This is a genomic window from Streptomyces marincola, from assembly GCF_020410765.1.
In the GTDB taxonomy this organism is placed as follows: domain Bacteria; phylum Actinomycetota; class Actinomycetes; order Streptomycetales; family Streptomycetaceae; genus Streptomyces; species Streptomyces marincola.
The window spans coordinates 4,948,163-4,969,144 of sequence record NZ_CP084541.1; the positions used below are offsets into that span (position 1 = coordinate 4,948,163).

General features: G+C 75.7%; 19 protein-coding genes. 7 read left to right on the forward strand and 12 right to left on the reverse strand.

Translation table 11 applies throughout. The annotated features are described in order from the left end of the window. Window positions 1-317: 317 nt before the first annotated feature. The 4 genes from LC193_RS21825 to LC193_RS21840 form a co-directional block, all read right to left on the reverse strand. A complete protein-coding gene (locus LC193_RS21825; protein WP_226076720.1) occupies window positions 318-1,367 on the reverse strand; it encodes a HAMP domain-containing sensor histidine kinase in 1,050 nt (349 codons plus the stop codon). Between the two features lie 46 nt (window positions 1,368-1,413). After that, complete coding sequence (locus tag LC193_RS21830) at window positions 1,414-2,259, reverse strand: response regulator transcription factor (protein WP_226076721.1); 846 nt, start codon at window positions 2,257-2,259, stop codon at window positions 1,414-1,416. A gap of 132 nt (window positions 2,260-2,391) precedes the next feature. Further along, a complete protein-coding gene (locus LC193_RS21835) occupies window positions 2,392-3,117 on the reverse strand; it encodes a spermidine synthase (protein ID WP_404819472.1) in 726 nt (241 codons plus the stop codon). Between the two features lie 169 nt (window positions 3,118-3,286). Next, window positions 3,287-4,099 carry a protein phosphatase 2C domain-containing protein gene (locus LC193_RS21840; RefSeq protein ID WP_226076723.1) on the reverse strand — a complete coding sequence of 271 codons (813 nt, stop codon included), beginning with the start codon at window positions 4,097-4,099 and terminating at the stop codon, window positions 3,287-3,289. A gap of 365 nt (window positions 4,100-4,464) precedes the next feature. Here LC193_RS21840 and LC193_RS21845 point away from each other — a divergent pair, with 365 nt between their 5' ends. The 3 genes from LC193_RS21845 to LC193_RS21855 all read left to right on the forward strand — a co-directional run bounded on the left by LC193_RS21845 (window position 4,465) and on the right by LC193_RS21855 (window position 8,506). Next, entirely contained in the window at window positions 4,465-6,852 is a 2,388-nt protein-coding gene (locus tag LC193_RS21845) for a sensor histidine kinase (RefSeq protein ID WP_226076724.1), read from the forward strand. Next, the gene (locus LC193_RS21850) at window positions 6,849-7,340 is read left to right on the forward strand and encodes a roadblock/LC7 domain-containing protein (protein WP_226076727.1); all 492 of its coding nucleotides are present in this window, start codon (window positions 6,849-6,851) and stop codon (window positions 7,338-7,340) included. Before LC193_RS21845 ends, LC193_RS21850 begins: the two co-directional genes overlap by 4 nt. 113 nt (window positions 7,341-7,453) lie before the next feature. Continuing rightward, window positions 7,454-8,506: a questin oxidase family protein gene (locus LC193_RS21855; RefSeq protein ID WP_226076729.1), complete on the forward strand. Its 1,053-nt coding sequence runs from the start codon at window positions 7,454-7,456 to the stop codon at window positions 8,504-8,506. A gap of 77 nt (window positions 8,507-8,583) precedes the next feature. Here LC193_RS21855 and map read toward each other — a convergent pair whose 3' ends face one another. Further along, complete coding sequence (map, locus tag LC193_RS21860; RefSeq protein ID WP_226076730.1) at window positions 8,584-9,363, reverse strand: type I methionyl aminopeptidase; 780 nt, start codon at window positions 9,361-9,363, stop codon at window positions 8,584-8,586. A 107-nt stretch (window positions 9,364-9,470) separates the two neighbouring features. Between map and LC193_RS21865 the strand changes: the two genes are divergently transcribed. Continuing rightward, window positions 9,471-9,782, forward strand: a complete 312-nt coding sequence (locus tag LC193_RS21865; RefSeq protein ID WP_226076731.1) for a helix-turn-helix domain-containing protein — start codon at window positions 9,471-9,473, stop codon at window positions 9,780-9,782. Window positions 9,783-9,804: 22 nt separating this feature from the next. Here the strand turns inward: LC193_RS21865 and LC193_RS21870 are convergent, their stop codons facing one another. The 4 genes from LC193_RS21870 to LC193_RS21885 form a co-directional block, all read right to left on the reverse strand. Beyond that, window positions 9,805-10,500 (reverse strand): hypothetical protein, encoded by a 696-nt coding sequence (locus LC193_RS21870; RefSeq protein ID WP_226076732.1) that lies wholly within the window; start codon window positions 10,498-10,500, stop codon window positions 9,805-9,807. Window positions 10,501-10,653: 153 nt separating this feature from the next. Next, a complete protein-coding gene (locus tag LC193_RS21875) occupies window positions 10,654-10,908 on the reverse strand; it encodes a hypothetical protein (RefSeq protein ID WP_226076733.1) in 255 nt (84 codons plus the stop codon). Beyond that, entirely contained in the window at window positions 10,905-11,717 is an 813-nt protein-coding gene (locus LC193_RS21880) for a TetR/AcrR family transcriptional regulator (protein WP_226076734.1), read from the reverse strand. The genes LC193_RS21875 and LC193_RS21880 overlap by 4 nt, the downstream gene beginning before the upstream one ends. Window positions 11,718-11,753: 36 nt before the next feature. After that, complete coding sequence (locus LC193_RS21885) at window positions 11,754-12,710, reverse strand: AurF N-oxygenase family protein (RefSeq protein ID WP_226076735.1); 957 nt, start codon at window positions 12,708-12,710, stop codon at window positions 11,754-11,756. Between the two features lie 152 nt (window positions 12,711-12,862). Here LC193_RS21885 and LC193_RS21890 point away from each other — a divergent pair, with 152 nt between their 5' ends. Continuing rightward, complete coding sequence (locus LC193_RS21890) at window positions 12,863-14,824, forward strand: sensor histidine kinase (protein WP_226076736.1); 1,962 nt, start codon at window positions 12,863-12,865, stop codon at window positions 14,822-14,824. A 103-nt stretch (window positions 14,825-14,927) separates the two neighbouring features. Here the strand turns inward: LC193_RS21890 and LC193_RS21895 are convergent, their stop codons facing one another. After that, window positions 14,928-15,905 (reverse strand): methyltransferase domain-containing protein, encoded by a 978-nt coding sequence (locus LC193_RS21895; protein WP_226076738.1) that lies wholly within the window; start codon window positions 15,903-15,905, stop codon window positions 14,928-14,930. Between the two features lie 321 nt (window positions 15,906-16,226). Then, window positions 16,227-16,553 (reverse strand): SH3 domain-containing protein, encoded by a 327-nt coding sequence (locus tag LC193_RS21900; protein ID WP_226076740.1) that lies wholly within the window; start codon window positions 16,551-16,553, stop codon window positions 16,227-16,229. Window positions 16,554-16,859: 306 nt separating this feature from the next. On the opposite strand from LC193_RS21900, the gene LC193_RS21905 reads away from it, so the two are divergent. Beyond that, window positions 16,860-17,873 carry a glycoside hydrolase family 5 protein gene (locus LC193_RS21905; protein ID WP_226076742.1) on the forward strand — a complete coding sequence of 338 codons (1,014 nt, stop codon included), beginning with the start codon at window positions 16,860-16,862 and terminating at the stop codon, window positions 17,871-17,873. 50 nt (window positions 17,874-17,923) lie between these two features. Here the strand turns inward: LC193_RS21905 and LC193_RS21910 are convergent, their stop codons facing one another. Further along, window positions 17,924-19,075 (reverse strand): site-2 protease family protein, encoded by a 1,152-nt coding sequence (locus tag LC193_RS21910; RefSeq protein ID WP_226076745.1) that lies wholly within the window; start codon window positions 19,073-19,075, stop codon window positions 17,924-17,926. A gap of 146 nt (window positions 19,076-19,221) precedes the next feature. On the opposite strand from LC193_RS21910, the gene LC193_RS21915 reads away from it, so the two are divergent. Continuing rightward, window positions 19,222-20,976, forward strand: coding sequence for a helix-hairpin-helix domain-containing protein (locus LC193_RS21915; RefSeq protein WP_226076748.1), 1,755 nt, complete (start codon window positions 19,222-19,224; stop codon window positions 20,974-20,976). Window positions 20,977-20,982 lie beyond the last annotated feature (6 nt).

Sequence of the window (20,982 nt, forward strand, 5' to 3'; positions counted from 1 at the left end):
GGCAACCGCCCTCTTCCGCTTCGCAAGGGTCATGGACAGCGGAAATCAAGGCTACGCCCCCCGGGGGGTCCGGCGCAGTCCTCATCCCCCAGTCGTGGCCTACACCACATTCAGAAGGTGGTTTCAGGGCGTGAAACCACGGGAAACGGTCCAAGTTCGGCGCGAAACCGCAACGAAATGGTAATGACGGATCGCGACCGGCAACAGCGCGCGCTCAGCTGCGCGGACAGCGCGGAACGGCCCCGGGCGCCGGCGCGCGCGACGGCGCGACGCGTCGGCCCGCGCCGAGGCGCGCGGGGACCCGGAACGACCCTACGTCAAATGTTTGCCTGCGCGTTACCCGGAAGCGTGAGCTGTATCCGGCAGCCGCGGCGGGACTCCGCCACCCCGATCGTGCCGCCGTGCAGATCGACCGCCCAGCGGGCGATCGCGAGCCCGAGACCGGTCCCGCCGTCACGGGGCGTGACGCCGTTCGTCGTGCCGCGGCCGAAGCGCTCGAACACCAGCTCCCGCTGCGACTGGGGGATGCCGGGGCCCTCGTCGAGGACTTCGAGCACCAGGGCGCCCGGGCAGTCCCCCTGGCGGGCCTTGACCGTGACCTGGCCGCCGCGCGGGCTGTGCTTGACGGCGTTGTCCACGAGGTTGGTCACCACCTGGTCGAGCCGCTCCGGATCGGCGTGCGCCCGCAGCGACCCGGGCAGCACATCGAGCCGGAACCGCACGTCGGTGCGCGCGTGGCCGCGGCGCAGCGCGACGGTCGCGTCGTTCAGCACGGCGGAGAGATAGGGCTCGACCTGGAAACCGCGCGGCTGGAGCGGCACCACGCCGTCCTCAAGCCGCGACAGGTCGAGCAGCTGCTCGACCAGCCGGCCGAGGCGTTCGGTCTGCCGCAGCGCGGTGGCCATCGTCTTCGGATCGGCCTCGCAGACGCCGTCCACCACGTTCTCCAGCACGGCCCGCAGGCCCGCGATGGGCGTGCGCAGCTCGTGCGAGACGTTGGCGACCAGCTCCTTGCGGTGCCGGTCGGCCGCCTGGAGGTCGGCGGCCATGCGGTTGAACGCCAGGGCCAGATCGCCCAGTTCGTCGCGGCGCGCGACGCGCACCCGGCGCCCGTAGTCGCCGCGCGCCATGGCCCTGGCGGCCGACGTCATCTCCAGGACCGGAGTCGCCAGGCTGTGCGCGACGAACTGCGTCACCAGCAGCGAGGCGATGATCGCGATGATCGCGATGACCTGGAGCTCGATGTCCGAGCGGTAGGCCATGAGGATCAGCAGCGTCGTGATCGCGACAGAGATGATCACGAGGCAGCCGAGAGCGGCCTTGACCGAGCGGAAGGGGTCGAGCGGGCGCAGCCCGCGCCACATCATGGGCCACACCCGTCCCACGGGGGAATGCCTGACCGGCTCGGACACGCTAGACCTCGGATGCGGCCTGGTTCCGTGCGGACGGCTCGCCCGCGAAGCCGGGCGGCGTCTCCAGCGCGTACCCCACACCGTGCACGGTGCGGATCCGCTCGGCCCCGATCTTCCGCCGCAGCGCCTTGACGTGGCTGTCCACCGTCCTGGTGCCCGAGGCGTCCGCCCAGTCCCAGACCTCGGCGAGCAGCTGCTCGCGGGTGAGCACCGCGCGGGGGGAGCGGGCCAGGCACATCAGCAGGTCGAACTCGGTGGGGGTGAGGTGGATGTCTTTGCCCGCGGCCCGCACCCGCCGCTGGGTGCGGTCGATCTCCAGGTCGCCCAGCCGGACGCTGCCGGGGCGCGGCGTGGTGGCGGCGACGGCGGCGCGTTCGATTCTTCTCAGAAGCACATGCGATCTGGCGACCAGCTCCCGCATGGAGAAGGGCTTCGTCATGTAGTCGTCCGCGCCGACGCCGAGGCCGACGAGCATGTCGGTCTCGTCGTCGCGCGCGGTGAGCATCAGCACCGGGACCGGGCGCTGCGCCTGCACCCGCCGGCAGACCTCAAGGCCGTCGAACCCCGGCAGCATCACGTCGAGGATCAGCAGGTCGGGGTGCCAGGCGGCGGCGGTCTCGACCGCCGCGGGCCCGTCGGCCGCGGTCTGGACGAGGAAGCCCTCGGCGCGCAGCCGCGCCGCGATGGCCTCCACGATGGTGGGGTCGTCCTCCACGACCAGGACGCGCCGCTGGGCGCCCGGCGTGGTGACCGGCGCGCTGTGGTGCCCCGGGTGGTCGGCCTGGCCGGGCTCGTGCGCGTCGGCAGGCGGCGTCGCGGGTGGCTGCTCCGGATGGTTCCGGTCCATCGGAGGAGTTCTCGTCTCTGTCTGATTCATGGTGTCCCGCCCCCGGGATCGGTTGTGGGCCAGTCGGCTGGTTCTGGCCTTCAGGTGCCGGTGAGCACTCTCAGCAGAGTAAAGCGCTCGGTCAGCCCGCGGCTACGCACACTGCCTGGCGAGATGATGGCTGGCGAGAAAGAGCACGTCCGGAACGCCCCTGGCGACGGGCACTTCTCTGGTGCGAACATCGGCGAATCCGGCATTGCGCAGAAGTCGCGGGAAATCCTCGGAAGGCCGGGCGGACCACACGGCCAGCACCCCGCCGGGTCGCAGCCGCGCGCGGCAGGCGGCGAGTCCCTCGGGGGAGTAGAGGCCGTCGTTGTCCGATGTGACCGTCCAGTCGGGGCCGTTGTCGACATCGAGGCACAGCGCGTCGTACGGCGGCCCCGGGGCCGCGAGGTGCGCGGCGAGGTCGGCGTGCAGCAGTTCGGTGCGCGGGTCGGCGAGCGCGCCGGCGGTGAGCGCGGCCAGCGGTCCCGAGCGGTGCCAGTCGAGGATGGCCTGTTCTCGTTCCACGACGGCGATGCGGCCCCAGCGCGGCTCGGCCGCGGCCTCGGCCAGGGAGAAGCCGACGCCGAGGCCGCCGATGAGCAGGTCGGGGGGCGGCGCGTCGGCGGGCCGGCCGGAGAGCGCGGCCAACGCGGCGGACACCAGGAGGCGCTCCGAGCGGCCGTCCGAAGTGTCCATCAGGAAGCAGCCGTTGGCGATGATCTGGAGGAGCGTTCCGTGCCGGCGCAGGACCACTTCGCCGTGCGGCCCCGTCCTGCGGTCGAGCACGACCGGGCGGCTGTCGTCGGTGAGCGGGACGGAGGTCATGCGCGCCATTGTGGCGCACGGGCCGCGGGGCCCGACCGCGCGCGGGACGGAACCGGCCCCCGGCGGGCTCGGCGCGCGAGATCGGCGCGCGGGGGAGGCGCGCGGGCCGGGTGAACGCGCGGCCGGGAGGCGCGTGGAACGGGGGCGCACGCCGGGAGCGGGCCGCCGCGCGCCGGTGTCAGAGGAGCGCGAGCACGGCCGTCGCGTCGTCGTGCGCCTTGCCGCGCGGGAACGCCGCGCCGTCCGGGTCGGCCAGCTCCGCGGCGCGCACCTGGCGGATCGCCTCGGCCGGTCCCGGGCCCGCCAGCACCGTGAACAGGTCGGCCCAGCCGCCGAGGCGGAACGTCTCGACCCAGCGTCCGACGCCGTCCGTCAGGGCGGCAAGCGAGCGCACCTCGCCGCGCGGCACCACCCCGGTCACCGCGCGGGCCGCGACGGCCGGGTCGGCCGCGGCCGTGAAGAAGCCGCCGGGCGCGTTCCGCATGGACTCGATCCAGGCGACGCGCTCGGCGCGCGGCAACCGGCGGGCGGCGGGGAGCAGTTCGTCGAGGCGGCTGTCCAGTACCGGCCGTACGGCCCCGCCGTGATCCTCGATCAGCAGCACCGAGTCGGAGAGCACCAGGTACTCGACGTCGTGCTCGTCCCAGCGCGCGCAGACCACCGTGGCCTGCGGCGTTCTGGGGTGAGAAAGGTCACAGGCGGCCCGATGGGCGTGCGCGCAGCGGGAGATGGCCTCGGCCAGGCAGTCGCGCAGCGGTGATTCCCTGGCGGCGGCGCAGCGTTCGAGCAGGGTCCCGCCGAGCCGCGCGGCGAACCAGGCGACGCCGTGCGCGCAGCCGCCCGGCGGCGTCCCCGGATCGGCGGCCGGACCCGTCACGCCGTCGAGGAGGACGAGGGCGCCCCCGGTGCCGCCCGCCGGCACGGCCGTGGCGGTGAAGTCCTCGTTCGGGTGCCCGGGACTGCCGGGCTCGGTGGCGGACTGGACGCGCATGGTGATCAGTCTGCCGTAGGCTGGTTCGCGTCACCGAATGCGGCAACGACACCCCTCCGACCGTCGGTCGGGAAGCGGAGATCCTGCCAGGCGGCCGGGCGGAACACCAGTGGGATCCGCCGGCCCGCGGGGACGCACTCCGGCTGCGGCTTGTTCGCCAACTCCGGGTGTTGTTCACTCCTTCGGGTGGCCGGGCGGGGGGAAGGCCCCCCGGTCCTGTCGGCGCTGGCATGGTCGGTGCCCACGTGACGAGAATGCGAGCACAGGTGCGGAAGAAGAAACTGCACGGACCCGCCGACCCGTCGCCTTCCGCATCGTCGGGCTCCCGCTCGGACTCGCGGGGGCGTGCGGTGCGGGGACGGCGCGTGAGGGTCCGCAGCCGGTTGCTGACCGGGGTGTTGCTGACCAGCGTCGCCGTGATCACCGCGGGCGCCCCCGCACTGCACGCGGCCGTCTCCGAGCTGACCGAGGCTCAGGACCGGGTGGCGGACGCGGAGCTCGGCCGGCGGGCGCTCTCGCTCTCCCACGTGCTGGCCGACGAACGCGACGCGCTGGTCGTCGCCCTCGCGGCCGGAGACCCCGAGGCCCTGGGCTCGGCGCTCACCGAGGACGCGCGCGCCCGCGCGGACCGCGCGGCCGATGCCCTGCCGCGCGCCGCCGGTGAGCAGGCGCACGCCGGGCTCGACGCGTTGCCCGCCGCGCGGGAACGCGCCCTCGCGGGCGACAGCACGCCAGCCGAGACGTTCGACGTGTACACCGCGCTCATCGAGGACCTGGACGCCGTCTTCCGCCGCGTCGACCCGGACGGCGGCGCGCTGCCCGACCTGGCCAGGGCCGTGCACGCCTCGTCCGCCACGCGGGGGCTGCTGCTCGCCGCCCTCCAGGAGGAGGGCGACGCCACGGCCGAGGCCGCCGCGCTGGCCCGCCGCGAGCACCTGCGGGAGGAGTCGGCGCTCGCCGACTTCGCGGCCACCGCGGACGCCGAGGCGCTCGGCGCGTACGAACGGACCGTCACGGGACCCGAGGCGGAGGCGGCCGAGGAGTACCTCGCCGTCCTGGCCGCGGGGCTGCCCCAGGGCGCCGAGGGCGGAGCGCTCGTTCCCTCCGAGGTGCACGAGGCGCTGCTCGCGCGCACCGGCCAGCAGCGCGGCGTCCTGTCGTCGCTCGCCGCGGAGCGGGCCGACAGCATCGAGGGCGAGCGCGGCGAGGCGCTGACCTGGCTCCAGGCGACCGGCGGCATGGTGGGCCTCGCCCTGGTCCTGGCCATCGGGGTCAGCGTGCAGACCGCGAGGTCGCTCACCCGCCCGCTGGCCACCGTGCGCCTGGGCACCCGCCGCGTCGCCGCCGACCCGGCGGGCGAGGAGCCGGTCAAGTACATCGGCCGCAACGACGAGTTCGCCGAGGTCGTCGCCTCCGTCAACGCCCTGCGCTCGCGCACGGTCGCGCTCCAGGAGGAAGCGGTGCGCGCCGCGAACGAGGCGGCGCGCGCCGCCGACGAGGCCGCGCGCGCCGAGCGGGACCGGGGCGGCCTGCGGGCCGAGCGGGACCGGCTGCTGACCGAGCAGAGCGAGCTGAACGCCCGCCTCGCGGCGCTGCACGGCGCGGTGCACGGCATGTTCGCGCACCACGCGCAACGCCTGTTGGCCCTGATCGGTGAGCAACTGACCGTCATCGAGGGCCTTGAGGAGCACGAGACCGACCCCGACCGGCTCGCGGTGCTGTTCTCCCTCGACCACCTCGCCGCGCGGGTGCGCCGGCACGGCGAGAACCTGCTGCTGCTCGCCGGCGCCGAGCCCATCGCCCACGCGGGCGAGCCGACGCCGCTCATCGACGTGGCGCGGGCGGCCGTCAGCGAGATAGAGCTGTACGAGCTGGTGGAGACCGCGCCGCCGCCCCCGCCGGCGCGTGTGGTGGCCGCCGCGGCCCGGGACCTCAGCCACCTCCTGGCCGAACTGCTCGACAACGCGACCGCGTACTCGCCCGCCGGTACCCGGGTGCGGCTCACCGCGCGCTGGGCCGAGCGCGAGCTGGTGTTCTACGTGGAGGACGAGGGCTTCGGCCTGTCGGCGGACCGGATCGCGGAGTTGAACGCGCGGCTGGCCGACCCGGTCACCCCGCCGCCGGGGGCCGAGGGCGTGCACGGCGGCGAGGGCATCGGCATGGGCCTGTACACGGTGGCGCGCCTGGCCGCGCGGCACGGCCTGCGCTGCTGGCTGGCCGCGCGGCCGGGCGGGGGCACGGTGGCCCAGGTGGTCGTGCCCGCCGCCTTGGTCGACACGATGCCGGAGGGGTACGCGGCCGAGGCCGCGGGCGTGTCCGCCGGGCCGGGGGCGCTCGACACCGGTTCGTTCGCCGTCGGCGGCTCGTTCACCGATACGGGCTCGTTCACCGGCGCGGTGGCCTTCACCGACACCGGCTCCCTGGCCGGCGTGGGCCCCGGCGCCGGAACGGGCGCGGTGCCGCGGGTCGGCCAGGTGCCCGAGCAGGCCACCGGGCCGCTGCCCGAGCACGCCAGGGCGGAGGACACCACGCCGCGGATCCAGGGCACCACGGACAGCGGGCTGCCCCGGCGCAGCCGGGGCAGCGCGGCCCCGGCCGCCGCCCCGGCGCAGGACCGGGCGCGCGGGGTGGACGCCGAGGACCTGCGGCGCCGCCTCGGCGGGTTCCAGCGCGGTGCCAGGGACGGGCACAGGGACGCGGCCAGGGCGGCCGACGGGCACGCGGGCGAGCCGGGAGAAGGGGTGCCGACATGACGTCCCCGACCTGGACCTCGTCCGCGGGCGCCACCGGTGGCCGGGGCCGCGACGATCTGCGCTGGCTGCTGTCCCGGCTGGTCGCCGAGGTGCCCGGCATGCTGTCGGTCGCGGTCGTCTCCGCCGACGGGCTGCTGCTCCTGTCGTCCGAGCCCGAGGACGGCGTTCCGCGGCACAGGACCGTGGGGCCGATGGGCGCCGCCGCCGACCTGGCGACGGTCGTCTCCGGGCTCGGCAGCCTGACCTCGGGGGCGGCGACCCTGATGGACGGCGGCGGGGTCCGGCAGACGCTGGTCGCGATGCAGACGGGGAACCTGCTGGTCATGTCCATCAGCGACGGCTCGCTGCTCGGGGCCTGGACCACGCCGGAGGCCGACATGAGCACGGTGACCTACCACATGGCGCTGTTCGTCGGCCGGGCCGGGCACCTGCTCACGCCGGAACTGCGCGCGGAGCTGCGGCAGACCGACGGCCGCAGGCAGCGGTAGCGGGCTGCCCGGCGCCGTCGGCGCCGCGGGCCAGGGGCCGGCGGCACCCGGGGCCGATGTCCTAGGACTTCGGCCCGTTTCGCCGCCGCGGGGTTCGGCCTAGCGTCGCCGCCATGGATACGACGGGCATGCTCGACGAGGGGCTGCAACGACTGCACAGGTCGGGGCCGGAACGGCTCGGACGGCTCACCAACCACGCGCCGATGGCCATCGAGGCGCTGGCCGCGCGCGGCCGGGCCGGCTCGGTGCACCGGTGGCTCGACCGCTACGCGCGCAAGCTTGAGGACTTCCCGCCGAGGGTCGAGCCGATCACGGCCGCCTCCTGGGAGCCGGCCCTGGGCGACCCCCGTCGCGCCGCGGACTGGATCGACCACTTCAGCCGCGAGATCGCCGCGCGTCCCTGGCGCGAGGTGCTGACCGAGTGGTGGCCCCGGCTCCTGCCGGGCATGTACGGCGGTTCGACCCATCCGGTGATCCGGGTGGGCCACGCCGTGCGCACCCTGCTGGCCGGCGACGGCACAGAACCGCGGCTGACCGAACTCGCGCACGGCCTGGGGTACTGGGCCGCCCGGTACCGCCGCGTCACGTGCCGCCTCTCGCCGCCCGCCGCCGGAGGCGCGAGCGCCGCGCTCGACGCCGTGCCGCCGATCGCCGCACGCGGCGGCGGCTTCGCCGCCCGGCTCGACCACGTCACGGACCTGCCGGCGTGGGCGGACGCGGTCACGGATCCGCACGCGGCGCGCGACCGCCTCGCCGAGCTGGTGCGGGCGGCGACGTACCGGTATGCCACCCACGGGCACGGCGAGGAGACCATGCTGGTCCATGCGGCCACGGCCCCCAACGCCGTCCTGCGCACCCTGCCCGCGCTCCCGCCCGCCCTCTGGGCCCCGAGCCTGCGGGCGGCCTGGGCGGCCTCCGCGGCGGTCACCGCGATGTACGCGCCGCCGGAGCCGGCCGCCTTCGCCCCCGCGGGGAGCCTGACCCCGGAGGAGGTGTTCGAACGGGCCGTGCGGCACGGCGACGAGCACGTCATCAAGCTGACCGACACGGCCCTGGACATCGGTGACGCACGGGCCCTGGCGGCGGCGCTGCGCTGCGTGGAGCTGAGCGAACCGCTCCGCTGGGCGGTGTCGTGCGGGTCAGGCACGCGGCAGCGGCAACGGTAACGGCAACGCGCGGACGGCGGGCGGCTCTTGGCCCCGGCGGGGCGGCGTTCCCGTGGCGGCCGGGGCAGGGCTCCCGGCTACCGCGCCTGCCGCGGCAGGGTGAGGACCTCGACCCCGTCCTCGGTGATGGCGATCGTGTGCTCGCTGTGCGCGGTCCGGCAGCCGGTCGCGCTCCTGAGCGTCCATCCGTCGGCGTCGAAGACGAGGTCGGCGGTGTCCGCCATGATCCACGGCTCCAGTGCCAGCATCAGCCCGGGCCGCAGCGGGTAGCCGCGGCCGGGCCGCCCGGTGTTCGCGATGTGCGGGTCCTGGTGCATCGTCGAGCCGATGCCGTGCCCCCCGAACTCGGTGTTCACCGGGTATCCCGCCTCGCCGAGTACCGTGCCGATGGCGTGGGAGATGTCCCCGGTGCGCCCTCCCGGCCGGGCGGCGGCGATCCCGGAGGCGAGCGCGCGTTCCGTCGTGCTGATCAGCCGGACGCTCTCCTGGGGGCGCGCGTCGCCCACGATGAAGCTGATGGCGGAGTCAGCGGCGAGCCCGCGCAGGGAGACGGCGAGGTCGAGGGACAGCAGGTCGCCGTTCGCGAGCGTGTAGTCGTGCGGCCGTCCGTGCAGCACGGCGTCGTTGACGCCCGTGCAGATGTAGTGGCCGAACGGGCCGCGGCCGAAGGAGGGCGCGTAGTCGACGTAGCAGGACAGCGCTCCCGCCTCGGTGATCATCTCCTTGGTCCACCGGTCGATGTCCAGCAGGTTCGTGCCGGGTGCGACGCGCCCTCGCAGCGTCGCCAGGATGTCGGCGACCAGCGCGCCCGTGTCCCTGGCCCGGCTCAGCTGGCTGGCGTTGAGGATCTCGATCATGCGGCACCCTTTCCGGTGGCCGATAACTATGCCGGGATAACTATACCGGCATTTTTTTACCGGGATAACTGTACCGGGATTACTGTACCGGTACTAGAATCGGCAGCATGGTCAGGTTGCCGCTCACTCCCGCAGAGGTCGAACGCGGACAGCGCCTCGGCGCCCTCCTGCGCCGGGCCAGAGGAGAGCGTTCGATGCTCGACATCGCGCTCGACGCGCGGGTCTCACCCGAGACCTTGAGAAAGATCGAGTCGGGCCGTGTGGCCACCCCCGCCTTCTCCACCATCGCGGCGATCGCCGATGTCCTCGGCCTCTCCCTCGACGCGGTGTGGGCCGAGATCAGCCGGCCGGAACGCGAGGTGGCGCCGGTCGGTTCAGGGCCGGGCGCGCCGCGGGGGGTGGCCTCGCGGGCCTCGTAGGCCCGGGGGCGTCCCGCGAGCCTCAGTCCCGCTGCCCCGCCCCGGGCGCCGGGAGGGGGAGCGGAGCCGCGGGCGGCCCGCCGCCGGCGTCCTGCCGCGCGCGGGCGAGCCGTTCGTCCTCGGTCGCGCCGAGCCGGGCCGCCTCCTCGGGGCCGAGCCCGGCCAGGAGCCCGGCCGTCTCGTCGAGCCGCCGGTGGGTCTCGTCGCGTTCCTCGCGCCGCGCCGCGGCGGCGGACTGCTCGGCGTCCAGCGCCTCGCGCGCCCGCGTGGCCAACTCCTGCGCCCGGCGCTCGCGTTCGGCCAGCCGCGCGATGCGGGTGGTCTGCGCCCTCGCCGCGCGGTCCGCGACGGTCCGCGCGTGCAGCGCGCCCGGCACGTCATCGCCGAGCAGCAGCCGCAGGTAGCCGGGCAGCTCAAGACCGCCGCGCCGGTACTGCTCGCGGGCCACGGCGCCCGCCACCCGCCGCGCCCCGGCCAGCTCGGTCCTGGCGGCGGCGAGGCGCGCGTCGCGTTCGAGCGCCTCCGCGTGCCGCTCGCGCAGCCGCGCCTCCGCCTCGTTGTACGCCTCCGCTGCGCGGCCCGTCTCACGGTGCAGCGTGCGGAGTTCTGCCAGCAGCGCGGCCGGGTCCGCGTCGCCCGGGTCGGCCGCGGCGGGCGCGCCGCCGCCGGCCGTCCACGCCAGCAGGCCCGCGGCCAGCATCAGGGCCGGTCGTCTCATCGGGGCACCACCTCTCCTCGCTCGGCCCGGCGGCTTGTCGCGAGCGCGCCGTGGCCCGTCATGCGGGCGCCCGCGGCCAGGCGCGGGCGCACGACCCAGCGATGGTGCGCACAGGAAGGCGCGGGGCGCGCGCCGGAGCGGGCGAACGGGTGGTCAGCGCCTGCGGCGGTGGGAACGGCTCGGCGCGGCGTCCGGCGCGTACACGTACACCCAGCCGCGCGGCAGCCGCAGCCGCCGCGTGTACGCCGCGGCTTCGAGCTGGTACACGTGCACGGTGTCGGGCTCGCCGGGGCGTCCTGGCACGGGCACCTCGTACACGCGGGGCGGCTTGCCCGTGGGCCCGACCAGCACGGGCAGGACCTGGCCGTCGAGGGGCCCGCCGGTGAACGGCGTCGGCTCGCTCCTCATGACCCGGCTCCGGTACGCGCCGCCGGGGCCGCGGGGGGCGGGGGCTCGGGCGCCGCCGCGGCCGAGAGGGCCGCGAGACCGCGGGCGACGAGGGCGTCCACGCGTCCGCCCGGCGGTTCGGAACGCGCCGCGGCCCGCAGCACGGCCGCCGCCTGCGCGTCGCGGCCCGCCGTGACGACGAGCTGTGCGATGAACTGCTCGACCAGCAGGTCGCGCAGCTCCCCGACCGGTGGTTCCCTGTTCTCGTCGAGCCAGATGAGGGAGGCCGCCTCGACGGCGGTGATCCAGGTGCGCACCGCCATGCGCAGGCGCGGCCCCGGCTCCCCGGTGCCCATGTGCAGCAGCACCTGCCGGGCCGCGGCGCGCCTGACGCCGTCGACGATCGCGGTCGTGCGCGAGGTCTCGACGACGCTGCCCCCCTTGAGCAGCGCGGTGAACCCCTCGCCGTGCTCGTCGACGAACGCGAGGTAGCGGTCGAGCCCGTCGGCGAGCCGCTGGCTGAGCGGTCCGCGCGCGGGCACGGCGAAGCACAGTTCGAGGTCGGCGGCGGCGCCGCGCAGCGCGGTCTCGTACACCTGCTGCTTGCCGCCGGGGAAGTAGCGGTAGACCAGGGGGCGCGAGACCCCGGCCTCGCGGGCGACGTCGTCGAGCGACACGTCCTCGGGGGCGGCGTGCGCGAACAGGCGCTGGGCGGCGGCGATCAGCTGGCCCCGGCGCTCGGTCGTGCTGAGCCTGCGGTACGCCGGGCCCGAGGCCCGGTCGGCTCGCGGGGCCGGTGGCCGACCCGGCGGTGCGGGGCTGCTGTCCATGCCGGGAAGCGTAGCCGCCCGCCGTACCGCGGGGTATCAGGCCGCGAGCAGTCCGGAGCTGCGCCACATGCGGCGGCCCGCGCCGCGCAGCAGGCCGACCTCGTCGAGGAAGTCCGTCAGGCGGCGCGCGCCCTCCCGCATCACCGTGCGCCGGTGCGCGCTCGTCCGCACCTGGGCGACGGCCTCCGCCTGGTCGAGGCCGACGTTCGTGTACACCTGGGGGTTCACGAACGCGACGGAGAAGATGCGGGCGAACTCGCCGCAGCAGACGCGGGTCAGCTCGCGTTCCCAGGCGGGCGCGGTCGCCATCTGGCGGCGCAGCTCCTCGCGCGCGTACCTGACGTGCCGCGCCTCCTCGATCACGTGAATCCGCGTGACCCCTCTGATCAGCGGCTGGACGCGCTCGTCGGGGAACGTGAGCCGCTGCATCCAGTCCAGCACCTCCTCGCCGAGCAGGGTGGCGGCGAACGATCCCGGCGTGGTGGAGAGCGTTTTGAAGACGCGCGCGACGTTGTGGTGCGCCCGGGCGGGCGGGTAGGCGGGCGTCCCGCCGCGTTGGATCGCACGTGCGAACATCATCGAGTGGCGGCACTCGTCCGCGATCTCGGTGAGCGCGTAGCGGACGTGGGCGCTGGTGGCCGGCTTGTCGTAGACGTGCCGGACCAGCAGCTGCATCAGGATCATCTCGAACCAGATGCCGAGCGAGGCGAGCGCGGCCGACTCGTGCCGGGAGAGGTCGATCCGCTGCTCCTCGGACATCCGGTACCACAGGGGCGTGTCGTAGAGGGAGACCAGCTCGGGGGGCCAGTACCACAGGCCCTCCTGCCAGGGTGCGTTCCAGTCGAGATCGCGGTCGGGGTCGAAGGAGTGGCGGGCGGACGCGGCGAGGAGGCGTTCCGCTACCCGCTCCCGGTCCGCCAGCGCGGTGGGGCCCGCCGCACGCGGCGGGGCGGACGGGGAGTCGGGGGGCGCGCCGTTCGCGGGGGGAGTCATCTTCTTATGAGACAACCTGTCAGCAAGCTTTGTCCATCCCCGGGGCATGCCCTGTTCATCCTGATCTCCACCGCTTGGTTCACGCCGCACGTTCACCTGGAGGTCACGGGTATCCGGGCCGCAGGTAACCGCGTTCCGCTGTGCTGGGCGCCATGACGCGACGATGGACGGAGCGGCTCTCGCTCTGGAGCACCATCCGGGGCCGGGTGGCCATCGTGCTCGCCGTGCCCACCTGCCTCCTCCTCGCCCTGGTCGGGGTCGGCGTGGCGGACCGGGCCGACGACTGGTCGGCGGCGCGCGAGAGCGGCGAACGGGTGCGGCTCGCGCTCGACGTGCAGAACCTCGTCCGTGAACTCCAGCGCGAGCACGGGCTCACCAGCGGCCTCCTGGTCGGCGCCGGCCAGTACCGGCCGGAGCTCGCCGACACCCGCCGCCGGGTCGACGCCGTACGCGCCGAGCTGGCGCGGCGGGTCGACGAGGGCACCGCACCGGCGTTCGAGGAGGCGCTCGCCGACCTCGACGAGCTGACCGGCGTGCGCGCGGGCGTCGACGACGGCTCGATCACCCGCGACGAGAGCCTGACGTTCTACTCGGAGGCCACCAGCGCGCTCAACGACGCGCAGCTGGCCGAGGACCCCGCCCACGGCGACCGGCGGCTGACCGACGGCATGGCCGCGTTCCAGGCCCTGTCCGTGGCCACCGAGGCGCTCGCGCAGGAGCGCGGGCTGCTGAACGGCGTCCTGGTCACCGGCCACTTCGAGAACACCCAGTACCTCACCTTCGCCGCCACCCGCGCCGACCGCGAAACGGCCCTGCGCACGTTCGAGCAGCTGGCCACCGAGCGGCAGCGCGCCGCGCTCGACGCCGCGTTCGAGATCGACGAGGCACTGCTCGTCGCCACGATCGAGGAACGGGCCGACGCGCACGCCGACGGCACCGCGCTGGTCACCGACCCCGAGGAGTGGTGGGCGGCGTCGACCGCGCTGACCGACGCGTTCCACGACGTGCAGCAGGAGATCGGCCCCGACATCACCCGGCGCGCCGACCAGCTGAGCACGGCCGCGACCCGGGGGCTCGTCGGCTTCCTCGCGCTCGGCGCGCTGATCCTCGGGGTGGCCGTCGCCCTCGCCCTCCTCGCGGCCCGTTCCATCACCCGGCCCCTGGACGAGCTGACCAGGCAGGCCGAGGGCGTCGCCGGCCGCCGCCTGCCCGAGACGGTCCGCGCGATCCAGGAGGCGGAGCCCGAGGAGGCGGAACGGCTCGGACCGCCGCCGCCCGACCCCGGCTCGGGGCGCGGCGCCGAGGAGGTGACCCGGCTGGCCGCCGCACTCCACGACGTGGAGCGCACCGCCGTCGGCCTGGCCGCCCAGCAGACCGTGCTGCGCCGCAACGGCACCGAGTCGCTGGCCAACCTCGGGCACCGCAACCAGGCGCTCGTGCGCCGCCAGCTGCGGCTCATCACCGCGCTTGAGAGCAAGGAACTCGACCCGGACGCGCTCGCCGAACTGTTCGAACTCGACCACCTCGCGACCCGCATGCGCCGCAACGCGGACTCGCTGCTGATCCTCACGGGACAGCAGCTGCCGCCCCGCGTGTGGACCGGCACCGCCGAGGTCGCCGAGGTCGTGCGGTCGGCCGTGTCCGAGGTGGAGGACTACCGGCGGGTGACGCTCGTGGAGTCCGAGCCGTGCCAGATCCACGGCTGGGCGGTGTACGAACTGTCGCACCTGCTGGCCGAGTTGATCGAGAACGCGCTCACCGCCTCGCCGCCGGGGCGCCCGGTCGAGGTCTACGGCTGGTGGGACTCGGCCGAGTACTGCCTCGCGGTGGTCGACCGCGGCAGCGGCATGACCGAGGAGGAACTGGCCCGCGCCAACGCGCGCCTGGCGGGCCGCGACAACTTCCTGGTCGCGCCCACCCGCTTCCTCGGCCACTACGTCGTCGGCACCATCGCCGCCCGCCTCGGCGTGCAGGTCGAGGTGCGGCACACGCAGAGCGCCCCGACCACCGCGGCGGCCCGCGGCGCCGGGGTCTCCGCCTACGTCGCGCTGCCGCCGCGGGTGCTCAGCCAGGAGGCCGAGGCCGAGAGCCACTCCGCCTCGCTGCCCGTCTGAGCCGGGCCTGCGCCCGGCCGTCCCGGCCGGGGCCGCGCCAGGACCGCCGCACCCGGCGCCGGGCGCGGGGCCCGAGCGCAGGGCCGGGACGCTCCGACGGGCGTCACAGCACCTCGCCCGGCCCTTCGGGCGAGCCGAGCCACAGGCGGTTGGCGCCCGAGGCCGCGACCGTCAGCCCGTACGCCTCGGGGCCCGGCCGCCCGGCCGCCGCCCAGTCCGCGAGCAGCGGGACGCGTTCTGCCCACAGCTCGCGCGGGCCGTCCCACTGGAGGCGCGCCGTGCCGTCGTCCCTGGGGTCGAGCCGCGCCCAGGACCCCGTCGCCGGGTGCACGAGCCCGAGCGCGGGACGGCCGTCGGCGTCGATCAGGGACAGCTCCGCCACGTCCGGCTGGGCGAGGGAGCCGAGGAACCGCGGCATCGCCGCCGCCGGGTCCGCGGGCAGCGACACCTCGGCCCTGGCCCCCAGCGGGACGAGCAGCGCGGGGATGCGCGCCCGCACGGCGGGGTCGGCCGGCTCCCGGTGCGGCGCGAGCACGGGCAGGAACCGGCCGGACGCGCCGCCCTCCCCGTCCGCCCGCAGCGCGACGGCCCCCGTGCCGAGGGCGGCGACCACGACGCCGCCCGGCAGGGCCTGGCCCACCCACGCGGCGGGCACGCGGTGCGCCGCGCCGTGCGCGGCGAGCAGCCCGCCGAAGGGGGCGCGTTCGGGACAGCCGCGCGACAGCGGCCCGGTCACCAGCTCCGGCGCGTACCCGGCGCGCGCCAGGCGCGTGCGCGCGGCGGCGAGCCGGTCGGCGTCGGCGTCGACGGAGACCACGCGCTCGCCGCCGAACCGGTGGCTCAGCAGCGCGGCGCCGTACCCGGTGCCCGTGCCCAGGTCGAGCACGCGCGCCGCGCGCGGCACGTGCAGCGCCTCGCACATCGCGGCCAGCCTGGCGTGGGCCGGGCCCGCGGCCCCGGAGTCGTCCCGGGCGCCCTCGGACGCCGGTTCCGCGCGGAACGCCCCACTCGGTACGGCGGCGAACGCGGCACGCCACTCGGCGCTGTGCGCGAGGCGGGGGCTGGGCGTGGCGATGGTCATGGAACGTCCTCCGATACGTCGGCCGCGTCGGGGAAACGCGGGTGCTGAACGGGGCGACACGGCGGTGCGCCCGGTTCAACGAGGCGTCCGGCCCGACGTAGTGCGCGGGAGGTTTCCGCCCGTCCAGGAAAGTCCGCGCGGGCCGTGCGGCCGGCGCGGTCCGCGGCCTCGGTGCGGCCGGCGTGCCCCTGCCGCGCGCCGGTGGCGGAGCGCGCCGGGGCCCGCGCGCGATCGTGGGCGCGCGGTGGTGAGAGGCCACCGCCGGTGTCGGCGCGCGCCGGAGCCCGCGCGGCCGGGGGCGCGGGGCGGGGTCAGCAGCGGTCAGCACCAGGGCGGCGGGCGCCCGGCGATGGCGATGTCGCGCGCGGACGCCCACGCGTAGTGGTCGGTGTGCACGAGGTACCACGCGGAACGGCGGGCCCCCTCGGCCACGCACAGCACGGTGACCCGTTCACCGTCCGACGCGGTCGTGAGCACCGCGGAGTCCCGCGCGGGCGCCTGCCGCAGCGCGGCGTCGCCGCGCGCGGTGCCGCGCCCGCCCGGTTCCTGGGCGGCGCCCGCCGTGCCGGCCGGTCCCGGCGCGGCGAGCGCGAGGGCCGCGGCGGCGCAGGCCGAGACGGAGAGCCGGCCGAGCCGGTGGCGGAGCATGGCGCCTCCTCGTCCGTTCACTCGCGCGGGTCCCCGGCCCTGCGATGGTCCGGCTCCTTCAGGCTACGGAGGGCCATCCGGGGCCGCAATTCAGGGCAATCGGGTGAAAAGCCCTCGGCGTGGCGGGTCCGCCCGCCGGGCGCCGCGCGTCCGGGGAACGTCGCCGGGGCGCGCGTCTTGACACGGCCGTGACGCCGGTGGCGTGATGGATGGGCCCGTGGGAGCGCTCCCAAACGCTCGCGGGCCAGGTCTCCACCCCCCACCCGCTCGGAGTCCTACGGGACGGAACTCCTTGAGGAGCAGACCTTGTCCAAGACCCGAATCCGTACCCTGCTGGCCGGCCTCGCCGCCGCGCTGCTCGGCCTGGCGCTCGCGGTGCCCGCGGCGCTCGCCGGGCCGCCGGGCGCCGCGGCCGTCGGCCTGCGCGTCGTCGACGGCCGCTTGCAGGAGAGCAACGGCATCGACTTCCTCATCCGCGGCGTCAACCACCCGCACGCGTGGTACACCGGCGAGACCCAGTCGTTCGCCGACATCAAGGCGAAGGGCGCCAACACCGTCCGCGTGGTGCTGAGCAGCGGCCACCAGTGGGCCGAGACCGGCGTCGCCGAGGTCGAGAGCATCGTGGCCGAGTGCAAGGCCAACCGCCTCATCTGCGTGCTTGAGGTGCACGACACCACCGGCTACCCGGAGGCGTCCGCGGCCGTGTCCCTCGCCGAGGCCGCCCAGTACTGGCTGCGCGTGCGGTCCGCGCTTGAGGGCGAGGAGGACCACATCCTCGTCAACATCGGCAACGAGCCCTTCGGCAATACCGAGTACGAGCGCTGGACGGCCGAGACCCGGGCGGCCGTCGCCACGCTGCGCGACGCGGGCTACGAGCACACCCTCGTCGTCGACGCGCCGAACTGGGGCCAGGACTGGACCCACACCATGCGGGACAACGCCGCGGCCGTGTACGAGGCCGACCCGACGGGCAACCTGGTGTTCTCCATCCACATGTACGGCGTCTACACCTCGGAGCAGGTGGTGCGGGACTACCTGACCTCGTTCGTGGACGCCCGGCTGCCCATCATGGTCGGCGAGTTCGGCCACAACCACTCCGACGGCGACCCGGACGAGGCCGCCATCATGGCCGTCACCAGGGAACTCGGCCTCGGCTATATCGGCTGGTCGTGGAGCGGCAACAGCGCCGAGGTGGCCTACCTCGACCTCGTGAACGGCTTCGACCCCGACTCCCTCACCCCCTGGGGCGAGCGGTTCTTCGACGGGCCCGACGGCATCGCGGAGACCTCGGAGGAGGCGACGGTCTACAGCGGTTCCTGACATCCGCCGCGCCGTCCCCGCCCCGGGGCCTTCTTCGGGGGCGGGGACGGTCAGCCGCCCGCGGCCCGGCCGGCCCGCGGACGCGCGGCCATCGTGCGCACGGTGCGGTTCACGTCGGACGGCGAGACGATGCCCGCGATCCGGCCCTCGTCGAGCACGAGGACGCGGTGCTCGGCGCCGGGTTCGAGGCGCGGCAGCAGGTCGGCCAGGGCCTCGTCGGGCCGGGCCACGCGCGTGCGGGACAGCGGGCGCATGACCGCGCCGACGGTGGTGTGCGGGCGTTCGCGCTCCGGCACCCGGCTCGCGCCCTCGACGGTCACCAGGCCGACGGGCCGCTCCGGGTCCTCGCCCGTGACCGGGAACGCGGTGTGCCGCTCCGCCCGCGCGGGATCGCGCAGCAGGTCCTCGACCGTCAGCCGTTCCGGGACGGTCACGGGTCCCGGCGTCATGGTGTCCCGCACCGCGACCCCGGACACCAGTTCGCGGACGCGGGCCTGGCGGCCCTCCTGGCCGGCCGCGACCACGAGGAACCAGCCGATCAGCGCCAGCCACAGACCGCCGAACCACGCCGTCCACAGGAACTGCCACAGGCCCGCGACCACGAGCACCCAGCCGAACGCGCGGCCCGCCGTCGCCGCGCCCTCGGTCGCCCGCAGCCGGTCGCCGCCGCGCCACCACAGGTACGCGCGCAGCAGCCGGCCGCCGTCGAGCGGGGCGGCGGGGATCGCGTTGAACACCGCGAGCACCAGGTTGATCGCCGCGAGCCACGCCACGGCCTCCACCAGCAGGGCCGCCGCGCCCATGGCCCCGAGCAGCCAGGTGAGCAGCGCGAACGCCGCGCCGAGCACCAGGCTCACCAGCGGTCCCGCGCCCGCGACGCGCAGCTCGGCGCGCGGGTCCTGCGCCTCGGTGCGCATGCGCGTCGCGCCGCCGAGCAGCCACAGCACGATGTCGTCGACGTCGATGCCGTGCCGGCGCGCGACGATCGCGTGCGCCAGTTCGTGGGCCAGCAGGGACGCGAAGAACACCACGGCCGTGGCCAGTCCCGCCACGGCGTAGAGGGGCCAGGCGCGGTCCGGGTGCGCCTCGGGCAGCCGGCCACCGGCCAGGCCCGAGGCGATGAGCGCGAAGACCAGCAGGACGCTCCAGTTGACCCCGATCCCGATTCCCGCGATCCGCCCCAGCGTGAAGGTCGCCCGCACGGCACTCACTCCGTTCCGGCCGGTTCCGTTCGTGTCGTCGAAGGGCCACGGGTACCCGCGGGCACGGCGCGCATGCCCGGCGCGCGAGCCGCGGGCGCTCGGCGTTCGACGCGCCGGGCGCCGGGACGCTCCCTACAGTGGGAACCATGGCCCGGGTGAACGACGAGGTCGAGGCGCTGCTCCTGGAGTACGCCGACCTGATCGCGATCACCGGCGGCGACGCGTTCAGGCAACGCGCCTACGAGCGCGCGGCGCGCGGCGTCCGCGGCCACCCCGAGGACATCTCCCGCCTGGACGCGGCGGACCTGCGGGCCGTTCCCGGCGTCGGCAGGTCGACGGCGGACAAGATCGAGGAGTACCTGCGCACCGGCCGGATCGCCGCGCTCGACCGGGCCCGCGCGGCCGTTCCGCAGGGCGTGCGGCGGCTGCTGGCCGTGCCGGGACTCGGGCCGAAGAAGGCGATGGCGCTGTACCGGGAGCGCGGCATCGCGTCGGTCGACCAGCTCGCCGAGGCCATCGCCCGCGACGGCCTGAAGGGCCTGTCCGGGTTCGGGCCCGGCACGGTGCGCGGCATCCTGCGCGGCGTCGAAACGCTCAGGTCCACCGGCGGGCGGCTGCTGCTCGACGCCGCGACCGGGCTCGCGGACGAGGCCGTCGCCGCCGTGTCGGCCGCGCCGGGCTGCGAGCGGTGCGCGTTCGCCGGCTCGCTGCGCCGCATGCGCGAGACGGTCGGGCACATCGACGTGCTCGCCGCGGCCCGTGACCCCGAGCCGTTGATCGCGGCGTTCACCGCCATGCCGTCGGCCGCGGAGACCGCGGAGCGCGGCCCGGCGGAGGCGTCGGTCCGCACGGCCGACGGCTTCAGGATCGACCTGTGCGTGCTGCCGCCCGAGGCGTGGGGCGCGGGACTGCTGCACCGCACCGGCTCGCGCGCGCACCACGCGCGCCTGCGCGCGCTCGCGGCGGACGCCGGGCTGCGCCTGGCGTGGGACGGCCTGTTCGACGCCGACGGCGGCGACCGCGTGGCGGCGGGCACCGAGGAGGAGGTGTACGCGCGGCTCGGCCTGCCGTGGATCGCTCCCACGCTGCGCGAGGACCGCGGCGAGGTGGAGGCCGCGCTGCGCGGCGCGCCGCACCGCCCGGTGGCGGTCGAGGACATCCGCGGCGACCTGCACACCCACACCGACCTGACCGACGGCCTGGCCTCGCTGCCCGACATGGTGGCCGCGGGCGCCGCGCGCGGCTACTCCTACTACGCGGTGACCGACCACGCGCCGATGCTGCGGATGCAGCGGATGACGGAGGAGAAGATCCTCGCCCAGCGGGACCGGCTGCGCGCGCTCGCCGGGCGGCACCGGGGGCTCGCGCTGCTGCACGGCACCGAGCTGAACATCGGCCCGGACGGCGGTGTGGACTGGCCGGACGCGTTCCTCGCCGGCTTCGACGTGTGCGTGGCGTCGGTGCACTCGCACTTCGGCCTCGACCGCGCCGCGCAGACCCGGCGGCTGATCGCCGCCTGCGAGAACCCGTACGTCGACATCATCGGGCACCTCACCACGCGCAGAATCGGACGGCGCGAGGGCATCGACGTGGATCTGGACGCGGTGTTCGCCGCGTGCGCGCGCACCGGGACGGCCGTGGAGGTCAACGGCCATCCCAACCGCCTCGACCTGCGCGACGAACACGTGCTGCTCGCGCGCCGGCACGGCGTGCGGTTCGCGGTGGACAGCGACGCGCACTCCACGGGCGAACTCGGCACCATGCGCTGGGGCGTCGGCACCGCGCAGCGCGGCTGGCTCACCACCGACGACGTGATCAACACCTGGCCGCTCTCCCGCCTCGGCCGCTTCCTGCGGGCGCCGGGGCGCGCGCCGCTCGGCCGCGCGCGCCGAGGCACCTGACGGGCC